The organism is Luteibacter sp. (genome assembly GCF_051958795.1).
Taxonomy (GTDB): Bacteria; Pseudomonadota; Gammaproteobacteria; order Xanthomonadales; family Rhodanobacteraceae; genus Luteibacter.
Map to the genome: position 1 here is coordinate 19,502 of NZ_JBQCFT010000323.1, position 11,175 is coordinate 30,676.

The 11,175-nt window shown below is 66.0% G+C and carries 8 protein-coding genes; 7 read left to right on the forward strand and 1 reads right to left on the reverse strand.

Annotated features, from left to right (window positions below; all coding sequences use genetic code 11):
- Positions 1-3 precede the first annotated feature (3 nt).
- Complete coding sequence (locus ACTHLF_RS16760) at positions 4-1,746, forward strand: diguanylate cyclase (RefSeq protein ID WP_440328727.1); 1,743 nt, start codon at positions 4-6, stop codon at positions 1,744-1,746.
- Positions 1,743-3,521, forward strand: coding sequence for a GGDEF domain-containing protein (locus ACTHLF_RS16765; protein ID WP_440328728.1), 1,779 nt, complete (start codon positions 1,743-1,745; stop codon positions 3,519-3,521). The genes ACTHLF_RS16760 and ACTHLF_RS16765 overlap by 4 nt, the downstream gene beginning before the upstream one ends.
- On the opposite strand, the gene ACTHLF_RS16770 is transcribed toward ACTHLF_RS16765, so the two are convergent.
- Positions 3,522-6,479 (reverse strand): bifunctional diguanylate cyclase/phosphodiesterase, encoded by a 2,958-nt coding sequence (locus ACTHLF_RS16770; RefSeq protein ID WP_440328729.1) that lies wholly within the window; start codon positions 6,477-6,479, stop codon positions 3,522-3,524.
- Between the two features lie 187 nt (positions 6,480-6,666).
- Here ACTHLF_RS16770 and ACTHLF_RS16775 point away from each other — a divergent pair, with 187 nt between their 5' ends.
- From ACTHLF_RS16775 to ACTHLF_RS16795, 5 genes are all read left to right on the forward strand, one after another.
- Positions 6,667-7,443, forward strand: coding sequence for an HAD-IIA family hydrolase (locus ACTHLF_RS16775; protein ID WP_440328730.1), 777 nt, complete (start codon positions 6,667-6,669; stop codon positions 7,441-7,443).
- A gap of 7 nt (positions 7,444-7,450) precedes the next feature.
- The gene (locus ACTHLF_RS16780; RefSeq protein WP_440328732.1) at positions 7,451-8,758 is read left to right on the forward strand and encodes an MFS transporter; all 1,308 of its coding nucleotides are present in this window, start codon (positions 7,451-7,453) and stop codon (positions 8,756-8,758) included.
- Between the two features lie 162 nt (positions 8,759-8,920).
- The gene (locus ACTHLF_RS16785) at positions 8,921-9,370 is read left to right on the forward strand and encodes an ATP-dependent zinc protease family protein (protein WP_440328733.1); all 450 of its coding nucleotides are present in this window, start codon (positions 8,921-8,923) and stop codon (positions 9,368-9,370) included.
- Entirely contained in the window at positions 9,367-10,302 is a 936-nt protein-coding gene (rimK, locus tag ACTHLF_RS16790; RefSeq protein ID WP_440328735.1) for a 30S ribosomal protein S6--L-glutamate ligase, read from the forward strand. The genes ACTHLF_RS16785 and rimK overlap by 4 nt, the downstream gene beginning before the upstream one ends.
- Before the next feature lie 183 nt (positions 10,303-10,485).
- Complete coding sequence (locus ACTHLF_RS16795; RefSeq protein ID WP_089975032.1) at positions 10,486-11,172, forward strand: response regulator transcription factor; 687 nt, start codon at positions 10,486-10,488, stop codon at positions 11,170-11,172.
- Positions 11,173-11,175: the final 3 nt, after the last annotated feature.

The following is an 11,175-nucleotide window of genomic DNA, read 5'->3' on the forward strand; positions in this document are numbered from 1 at the left end:
GCAATGGCCTGGCTGGCCGTCGCCATGCTGGCGTGGCCAGCGGCCGGCATGGCCGCATCGGCCTCCACCGCGGATGTCTCCTCACTTCTGGAGCAGGCCGATGCTGTCCGGATGACGGACCATGCGCGCTTCGCGGCGATCCTTGCAGAACTCAAGTCCAGCGATCTCCATGTGACGCCTGGGCAGCAATGGCGCATTCGTACGCTTGAGGCGGTGGAAGCCCAGTTCCAGGGACATTACGAGGAGGCCGAAAAGCTGGCTCGTGACGTCCTCGAGCACTCTGGCCATCCCGGCCTGAGCGCCAGGGCGATAGGCATGCTGATACAGAATTACAGCATCAACCACCGGTATGAAGAAGCGTTTGTATTGGCACGACGTGCGATCGCGGCGCTCCCGGGCCTGAAGGACCCCGTAGCGCGCCATTCGCTGCTTTCCAATCTTTCGCAGACGATGAACGATGCCGGACACCCCGACCTCGGTATCAAGTATGCGCAGATGATGCGGGCCGACCTCCTTCCCGGCGAATCGGCATGCGTATCCATGTCGGTAGAGATGGCCGCACGCTACACGCAGGGGATCGCGCCCGATAGCCCGGAACTCACGCGCGCGATCGACGAATGCACCCGCGCGGGCTCTCCGGTGTGGACCAACATGAACCTGCTGACGAAGACGGCTCGCCTCATCGAGGTAGGAAAGCCCGAGGCCGCGTTGGCTATCCTGGATCGCATCGCGCCTTCCATCGAGAAGGTCGGCTATTTCCAGGGTACGGCTGCCTTGTACAGCCAGCGCGGGAATGCCTACCTCGCGCTGAACCGCGATGCGGACGCCCGTACCGCTGCGCTGGCGACCATCGCGCTGTTCCGTGCGGGCGAAATGGACAATTTCCTCTCCGACGCTTACCACGTCCTGTACGAGGTCGAAAAGCGCGCGAAGCGCAACGCCGTTGCACTGGCCTATTACCAGAAATACGCGGAGCAGGAGCGTGGGAACCTCGACGACCTCATGGCTCGTACCCTGGCGTATGAGGCGGTGCAGCAGCGAACGCTCCTGCAGAGCCTCGAGGCCGAGAAGCTGGCTCATCAGAACGGTGTCCTCACGCTCGAGAAGTCGCTCACCGAGAAGGCGGTGGAGGCTGGGCGCCTCCACATCGCCCTGCTGGCGGTGCTCCTTGCGTCGGTCGTGTTCTGGCTCATCAGGACGAAGCGATCGCAACTGCGATTCAAACGGATGTCGTGCCACGATGGCTTGACCGGGGTGGCGAATCACCAGCACTTCATGACGGAGCTCGAACGGGGGCTGCACGAGCTCGAACGGCGCAAGGCCCCGGCGTGCCTGGTCCTTCTGGACCTGGATCACTTCAAGCTCGTGAATGACACATACGGCCATGCCGTGGGTGACGAAGTACTCAAGCGGGCCACGGCGACATGCCGGCAGCAGCTTCGCCCCGCGGACCTCTTCGGGCGCCTTGGCGGCGAGGAATTTGGCATCCTCCTGCCCGAGTGCCAGGCCGAGCAGGGCGTGGTGATCGCCAACTGCATACGGGCGGCGATGGAAAGGACACCGGTCACCGTCGATGGCCATGTGGTTCAGTATTCCGCCAGCATCGGCGTCGCATGCACGAAGGTTTCCGGGTATGGCTTGCAGCGGATTCGTCGCGAGGCTGATGCGGCGCTTTATCGTGCAAAGAGCATGGGCCGCAATCGCGTGATGACTGATTTCCAGGATATCGGACTCGTCAACGCGTGAACCTTCTATGGATGTTCCCGCGTGAGCGAGCCATGCTCGCCCGCGTGCTTGCAGTGGCGCTGGCGCTCGTCGCCGCCCGCACGTCGTCGACGGAAGGCAACCTCGCTGCATTCATCGCATCCGCCAAGTCGATCCAGCTCGCGGACCATCCGCGCTTTGCCGCCACGCTGGCGAAGATCCACGAGCAGAACCCCGTGTTGACGGACTCGCAGCGCTGGGAGTTGCGCTACCTCGATGCCTGGGAAGCGAGCTACAACGGTCGCTATGTCGAAGCGACCGCTACGTACCAGGATATCGTCGACCATTCGGGTAACCCGCGGCTTGCGGCGAAATCGATGGGTAAGTTGCTGTCGGCCTATGCGTTTACCAAGCAGTACGAGAAAGTGTTCTCACTCGCCGGGCGAGCCGTAGCCATGCTGGAGGCATCGCGAGACCCGGATGCGCGTTACGACCTGCTCAACAACCTGTCGCAATCGATGAACTTCTCCGGGCAGCCGGAGATCGCGATCCGTTATGCGCAGATGATGGCCGACGTGGTCCCGAAAGACGAAAACATGTGCCGGCCCATCGCGGCTGAAGTCGCGGCGCGCTACAGCACGCACAAACTCCGCTCGGATGATCCCCTGTTCACGAATGGCATCGCCGCGTGCGAAGCCGTGAAGGATCCCGTGTTCACCAACATGCTTTGGCTCACGAAAAGCGAGACCCTTATCGAGGAGCACAGGCCGGCGGAGGGGCTCGTGATACTGGACCGCATTGCGCCGTCCGTAGCCGCCACGAACTTCCATACGGCACTGACATCGCTTACGACACAGCGCGTTCAGGCCTATTACGCGCTCGGCCGCGACGAGGAGGCCCGCCTGAAGGCCCTCGAGGTGGTCGGTATGTACGACACGGCCGACATCGATGTCTGGCTGCGCGATGCTTACGAGGTGCTCTACAAGGTCGCGAAGAAACGCGGTGACGTCGACGCGGCCCTGGATTACTTCAAGAAGTTCTCCGAACAGGACCACGGCAACCTGGATGATGAGCGCGCGCGATCACTCGCCTACCAGGCGGTACGGCAACGAACCCTGGTGGAGAAGGTCGAGGCGGAGAACCTCGCGCGCAAGAACGACGTGCTGCGTGCGGAGCAACTCCTTACGAAGAAGTCGTTGGAGATCGGGCGCCTCTACGTCGTGTTGCTCGCCGCCGTGGTGCTTTCCGTCGTCTTCTGGTTGTTCCGCGTAAGCCGATCGAGGCGTCGCTTCGAATGGCTGGCCCACCACGATGGCCTGACCGGTATCGCCAACCACCAGTATTTCATGCAGGCGGTGGAGCTGGCGCTGCTGGATATGGCCGAACGAAAGGCGGCAGGCTGCGTCATCCTCCTGGACCTTGATCATTTCAAGAGCGTAAATGACCGTTACGGACATGCGGCCGGCGACCGGGTCCTGCAGCACGTCGTCGACGTGTGCCGTTCGCGTCTTCGTAGCCGGGATCTTTTGGGTCGCCTGGGTGGTGAGGAATTCGGCGTCCTGCTACCGGATTGCACGCCGGAGCAGGGCCTGGCGATCGCCGAGGATATCCGCGACACGCTCGAGCAAAGCAGCATCACGGTCGATGGGCAGGTGGTGTCGTGCTCGACCAGCGCCGGCGTCTCTTCGACGCTCTTCTCGGGCTATGGACTGAAGCAGCTGCGAGGCGACGCGGACGCCGCGCTCTACGAAGCGAAGCGCGGCGGCCGCAACAGGGTCATGCCTGGAATGCGGGCGAGCGGCACCCTGCGCGCCTGATCAGTCCTGCATGGCCGTGCGAGCCGCGGGCTGGCCCTTCAGGAAATCCACCAGCGCATCAAACGCCATGGGCGCCGCGCGGTGGAAGCCCTGGACGCTGTCGCAGCCCGCGGTCACGAGCCAGTCGAGCTGATCCTGCGTCTCCACGCCTTCCGCCACGACGGTCATGCCCAACGTGTGGGCAAGCGTGATGATCGCCCGGCAGATGGACGCCGATCGTTCATGGGTCGCGACATCGCTCACGAACACCCTGTCGATCTTCAGCGAGTCAATCGGCAGGTCGCGGAGGTAGGCCATGCTCGAGAAGCCGGTGCCGAAGTCGTCGAGCGACACATGGGTGCCCTGCGCGCTGAGCCGGCGCATGGCAGCCATGGCCGAGCGGCGATTCGACATGAGGCTGCTTTCGGTAAGTTCGATCGCGAGCGCGCCACGCGGAAGCTCGTATCGACTGATGGCTGCCCCGACGTCGGCTGCGACATCCGTGCGCTGGAACTGGACCGCGGAGACGTTCACCGCGATGGCGAGCTCGGGATGGCCTGCTCGCGCCAATGCCACATGGCATTGCGCGGCCTCTTCGAAGACCCGGCGGCCGATATCGACGATGAGCCCCGTTTCCTCGCTGAGCGGAATGAAATCCTCCGGTCGGATGAACGTGCCATCGGCGACGGGCCAGCGGAGCAACGCCTCCAGCTTCTGCACATGGCCAGTCCTCGCGTCGAGGATGGGCTGGAAGTGCAGCACGAACTCGTTCTGGTCGATGGCCTGGCGGATCCGTGACGCCATGCGCAGGCGCTCGATGGAACGCTCCGCCATGGACGCATCGAAAGGCCGTGGGGCACCCGAGCTTTCGCCATGGAAATGTGCTGCCATGGCCGCGGCGGCGATGATCTGTTCGGCACTCGCGCCATCGGCAGGGTGCGTCGCCACGCCGATCTCCGGATCCAGCGCATGCCACGTGCCGTCGAGCAACACCGGCTCGGTGACCGCGGCCGTCAACGCTTCCACCGCGCGCTCGCGCTTGTCCGGGTGCATGACGGCCAGCAGGAACCGCTCGCTCGGCCGGTGCGCCGCCATGCCGAAGTCCAACCCCAGCGTGGCGAACCGGCGGCCGACCTGCTGCAGGACGGTGCGGCCGGCTTCGAGGCCGTAGGTGTCTGAGATGAGGTCCAGGCCGCGCAGGTGTACGTAGATCACTTCATACCAGCGCCGCGTGCCAAACCGTCGGTCGAGGAAATCGGTGAGTGCCTCGGTATTGGCCAGGCCAGTGAGCATGTCGTGCGTCGCGCGCCATGCAAGGTCACGCTCGGCGCGGCTGCGCTCCGTGACGTCTTCGGCCAGCACCAGGCGCGCGTGGTGTCCCATGAATTCGACCGGCGTGGTGTGGATGCGCGTATCGAGCAGGCTGCCATCCTTGCGTCGGTGCACCCACGTGCGGCTGGCCATGGTCGCCGTGTCCTGGGTGGCCAGCGCGTGCTGCAACGGGGCGATCTCGGATTCGGGCCGGATATCGATCACCGCCATGCGCAGGAATTCGTAGCGCGAGTAGCCGTAGTTGCGCACCGCGGCCGCATTCACCTCGAGGAATTCCAGGCTGTCGATGTCGAACACCCAGGCGGGCAGGGGCGTACGTTCGAACATCAGGCGGAAACGTTGTTCGGCTTCGGCGAGCTGGCGCTGGGTTTCGATGCGGTCGGTGGCATCGACCACCGTGCCGGTCATGGCCTTGTCACCGTCGGCGCTGGTGATGGCGCCGGTGCCGGAGATCCAGCGCTGGGTGCCATCGGGTCGGAGCCAGCGGAAGTCGAGGTTCAGCGTCTTGCCGCTCTTCCACGCACTGACGAACGCCTCGCGTGCCCGCTCCACGTCGTCCGGGTGGATGTGGCTGTAGAACATGGCATCGTCGACGCCTTCGCCGCGGGCCGACAACCCGAGCATGGCTTCCACCTGCGTATCCCAGGTGAGGCGGTTGCGCCGGGCGTCGGCGCGCCACGTGCCGGTGTGGCCAAGCTTCTGCGCCTGCCGCCAGCGCTCGGTGGTCTCGGTCAGCTCGGCCACGTAACGGCGCTGCACGACGGCGGCATCGGTCACGCGGCGATTGAGGAAGGCGAAACCCAGCCAGTACAGCACCCACACGGCGATGCTGACGCCGAGGAAGCTGTACCAGGGCCCCATGTCGTCGCGGACGGCGATGCCGACGCCCACCCCGATCGGGTACTCCTTCCACGTCGCGGAAGCGACCAGCCGCTCGGTGTCATCCAGCTTGCTGATGCCGATATCCGTGCCAGGCCGCGCGGGCTCCCACAGCACGCTCGTCGGCTGGCCGACGACATCCGGTTCGGCACCCGAGCGCGCCACGATCATCCCGTACCGGTCGGTGATGGCCGTCACGCCGTGGCGTCCCGCGTCGATATGGTCCACCACATCCTGGAACTGGACCTGGCGCAGCCGCGCGAAGACCCACCCGCCGGAGGACACCGGCACGGCGATGGGCATGGTCCAGTGGCCCTGGCGATCGCGCCGCAGCGGTCCCATGGTCAGAGTCGCCGGGGCGTCGGCCCCGTGGGCCGCCCACTCGGTGATCCGCGGATCAGGCGTGCCGCCGGTGATCGCCTTGCCCTGGGCATCCACGAGCATCAGGTCGCTGAGCTCGGCCTTGCGCGAGCTGAGGCCCGCGATGTTCTTGGCGATCAGCTGCGAGGCCTGCGCAGGCGCGGTGCCGTCGATATCCTGGGTATCCCGCGCCAGCCCCTGCATGGCGAGTTGCAGGCCATGCATGCGCTCCATCAGCAGCCGCTGGGCGCCATGGGCCAATGCCATGCCCTGGCTGCGCGAAGCGGCGGTGCGCCGGTTGTGGTCGTGCACGAGCACCGTGGCCAGCACGACGCCGAGCGCGATACCCACGATGAAACCCGCCATGCGGATCAGGCGGATGGATTGGCGGGACGCGAAATCTGCCACGAAATGCCTGCTCGGTCGGGTGCCCGCCCTGGAGGCGGGCCATCCTCGCGGTTACCCCCTGGCTCCGCGAGGGTCACCTTTACCACACCTTGCGGTCCTTTCGTGTGCAAGGACGCCTTGCTTCAAGTCCGCGCGGCGGCGATGGCGGTATGCTTCGGGATCGAATGCCCTTTCCCCTGGAGTTCCCGTGGTCGACCGCAACGACATCGCCTACTGGCTGACCGACATGGACGGCGTGCTCGTCCATGAAAACAAGGCCCTGCCGGGTGCCCCCGAGCTGATCCGCCAGTGGCGCGAGCGCGGCACGCCCTTCCTCGTGCTCACGAACAACTCGATCTTCACCCCGCGTGACCTGAGCGCGCGCCTGCGCCGCTCCGGGCTCGATGTGCCCGAGGAGCAGCTCTGGACATCCGCCCTGGCCACGGCGGCGTTCCTGAAGGACCAGTCGCCCGGCGGCTCGGCCTTTGTCATGGGCGAGGCGGGCCTGACCACCGCCATGCATGAAGCCGGCTTCATCATGACCGACACGGCACCGGACTACGTGGTGCTGGGTGAGACGCGGACCTATTCGTTCGCGGCGATCACCAAGGCGATCCGCCTGATCGGCAATGGCGCGCGCTTCATCTGCACCAACCCGGATGCGACCAGCCCCAGTTCCGAGGGACCGTTGCCGGCCACGGGTGCGGTCGCGGCACTGATCACCAAATGCACCGGCCGCGAGCCGTACGTCGTCGGCAAGCCCAACCCGATGATGTTCCGTTCGGCGATGAACAAGCTCGGTGCGCACTCCCACAGCACCGGCATGATCGGCGACCGCATGGATACCGACGTGGTCGCGGGCATCGAGGCCGGCCTGCACACGGTGCTCGTGCTCAGCGGCATCGCCACGCGCGCGGAAGTGGAGATGTATCCGTTCCGCCCGGCGGAGATCCTGAATTCCGTCGCCGACCTGCTGGATGCCTGACCGACCCATGAGTGCGATCCCCGATACCTCGCTGGCCGACCATCGCGCGCTCGGCCGCGGCGATGCGAAGACGCTGGTGCTTGCGGCCCTTGGCGGCGCGCTGGAGTTTTATGACTTCGTGATCTTCGTGTACTTCGCGAAGACCATTGGCCATCTGTTCTTCCCTGCCGGTGCCTCGGACTTCGTCGCGCAGCTGCAGGGCTTCGGCCTGTTCGCCGTGGCGTACCTGGCGCGGCCGCTCGGCGGCATCGTCATGGCGCACTTCGGGGACAGGGTAGGGCGCAAGCGCATGTTCACGCTCAGCGTGTTCCTTATGGCGGTGCCCACCTTGCTGATCGGCCTGTTGCCGACCTACGCGAGCATCGGCCTGCTCGCGCCGATCCTGCTCACCCTGTTCCGCGTGGTGCAGGGCCTTGCGATCGGTGGCGAGATCCCCGGTGCATGGGTCTTCGTCGCCGAGCATGTCCCGCCGAACCGCGTGGGCCTTGCCTGCGCGAGCCTCACCTCCGGGCTTACCGCGGGCATCCTGATCGGTTCGCTGGTCGCTGCGGGGCTGAGCGCCCGGCTGTCGCCGGAGGACATGCTGTCGTATGGCTGGCGCATCGCGTTCATCCTCGGCGGCATCTTCGGCTTCTTCGCCGTGTACCTGCGCCGCTGGCTCAGCGAGACCCCGGTGTTCGCCCGCATGCGCGAACGGAAGGAGCTAAGCGCGGAACTGCCGGCCTGGGTCGTGCTGCGCGACCACCGCGCGGGCACCATCCTGTCCATGCTGGTGACCTGGGTGCTCACCGCTGCCATCGTCGTCGATATCCTCATGACGCCCACGTTGATGCAGACCGCCTTCGGGATCGACCAGGCGCGTGCGTTCAGCGGCGGCAGCCTCGCCGCGCTGGCACTCTGCTTCGGCTGTTTCTTTGGCGGCCTGCTGGTCGACCGCGTCGGCCGCGGCATGGCCCTGCTGGTGGGTTCGATAGGCTTGCCGGTCGCCACGTACCTGCTGTACCTGGACCTGCATGCGGGCGGGGCGAACATGATGGTGCTGTACCCGTTGGCCGGGCTGTTTGCTGGCGTGGCGGGCGTTATCCCCGCCGTATTGGTCGCGGCGTTTCCGCCAGCGATCCGCTTCTCCGGGATTTCGTTGTCCTACAACGTCGCCTACGCGATCTGTGGAGCGGCCACGCCGCTGCTCGTGGGCTTCCTGGCGAAGTCAGCGGGCGGCCTTGGCCCGGCCCATTACGTCGCCGCGGTCGCCCTGGTCGGGGTGGGTTGCGGGCTGTACCTGCTGTCGTCGCGGAGCCGCAGCTACCTGGGATGAACCCGGCCGTTTCACGGCCGCTTCATCCGCGTGAGGGAGCTTGAACGAATTGTCACACCGCGGTAGTTGCAAACCGCGCCGGGCGTTCGGCATGCTTCGCGGCGTAACCCGCCGGTTCCCCACGGCCTTGTCGTTCCCCCACCCTCGACGCGCTCCAGACCCATGACTGATGTCATCACCCTTGGCTGGCGCGAACGGCTCGCCCTTCCGTCGCTAGGGGTTTCCGTTCTCAAGGCAAAACTCGACACGGGCGCGCGCACGTCGTCGCTGCACGTCGAGTGGCTGGAAGTGGACGAACGCGCGGACGGCACGTGGCTGCGCTTCCAGGTGCGCACGACCCGCAAGGGCGGCCTCTCCGCCCCGTGCGAGGCCCGTGCCCTTGGCCGTCGCGCCGTGACCGATTCCGGTGGCCACACCACCGAGCGCTGGTTCATCGAAGCCGAAATCGAGCTCGCCGGCCAGCGCTTCCTGGCCGAGGTGAACCTGACCAACCGGCGGCACATGCTGTTTCCCCTTTTGCTCGGCCGGACGGCGCTGCTTGGGCGCTTCCGTGTCGACCCTTCGCTTTCCTATTCGCAGACGCCGCGCCGCGCCGTCCGGGAACCCACATGAAGATCGCCATCCTGTCGCGCAACGCGCGGCTGTATTCCACGCAGCGCCTCGTCGAGGCGGCGCGCAAGCGCAAGCACACGGTGAAAGTGCTCGATCCGCTGCGCTGCTACATGAGCATCGCGCCGCAGTCGTTCGCCATCCACTTCAAGGGCAAGCCGCTGGGGCCGATCGACTGCGTGATCCCGCGCATCGGCGCCTCGAGCACCTTCTACGGCACGGCCGTGCTTCGCCAGCTGGAGCTGATGGGGGTCATGACCCCGAATCCCTCGGACGCCGTGCTGCGCGCCCGTGACAAGCTGCGCTGCCTGCAGATCCTGGCGACCCGCGGTATCGACATGCCCCTGACGGCCTTCGGCGATAACCCGGATGACACCAGCGATCTCCTGGCCATGCTGGGTGACCCCCCGCACATCATCAAGCTCAACGAAGGTACCCAGGGTGCCGGCGTGGTGCTGGCCGAGAAGCGCTCCGCGTCGCAAAGCGTCATCGAGGCCTTCCGTGGTCTCTATGCCAACTTCCTCGTCCAGGAATTCATCCGCGAGGCCAACGGCAGCGACCTGCGCTGCTTCGTGGTCGGCAATGAGGTGGTGGCCTCGATGCAGCGCTCGTCGGCCCCGGGCGAATTCCGGGCCAACCTGCACCGGGGTGGCAGTGCCGCGGCGGTCGAGCTCTCCGATGAGGAGCGCCGGGTCGCCATCGAGGCCGCCTCGGCCCTCGGCCTGGAGGTGGCCGGCGTGGACCTGCTCCGCTCGTCCCGCGGCCCGCTGCTGCTGGAAGTGAATGCCTCGCCGGGCCTGGAAGGCATCGAAGGCAGCACCGGGGTGGACGTGGCCGGGGCCATCATCGCCCACTGCGAGGCCCGCCACGCCGCCCGCCCGGTCGCGCCCAAGGTCCGCAAGGCCAGGTCTCCCAAGGGGTTAACAGCGATTTAAACGGCGACCCCCTATAAAGGTCCCACTGTGATTCCGCGAGTCGGAGTGACGGTATCGGGGCAGGAGTTCTTTCGGCCCGGGCGGGTTTCCGCCCGGGCCTTTCTTTTAATGCTGTCCGGTTCACGGATTCCCCGTTAAGCTTGTTGTCGCAATACTTTTGCGACAGCACAACGGAGTGCCGCAATGCGCGTCCTGGTCATCGAAGACAACACCGACATCGCCACCAACATCGGGGACTACCTCGAGGACAGGGGCCATGTCGTCGATTTTGCCGGCGACGGCGTCACCGGCCTGCACCTGGCCGTGGTTCACGATTTCGACGTGATCGTGCTCGACCTGACCCTGCCGGGGATGGACGGGCTCGATGTCGCGAAGAAACTGCGCCACGAAGCCCACAAGCAGACCCCGGTGCTCATGCTCACCGCCCGCGACTCGCTGGAGCACAAGCTCACCGGCTTCGAGTCCGGCGCGGACGATTACATGACCAAGCCGTTCGCCCTGCAGGAGCTGGCGGCCCGCCTCGAGGTGCTGGCCCGCCGCGGCAAGGGCCCGCAGAGCCGCGTGCTCAAGGTCGGCGGCCTCACCTACAACCTGGATACCCTCACGGTCACCCGCGAAGGCAAATCCATCCAGCTCAACCCGATCGGCCTGAAGCTGCTCCAGGCGCTGATGGAGGCCAGCCCGTCCGTCGTGACGCGGCAGGATCTCGAACAGCGCGTGTGGGGCGAGGAACTGCCGGATTCGGATTCCCTGCGCGTGCACATCCATGGCCTGCGCGCCGCTATCGACAAGCCGTTCGAGAAGCCGTTGATCCACACCCGCCACGGTATCGGGTATCGCATGGTCGACCCGGATGCGGTCCCGACGTAAGCT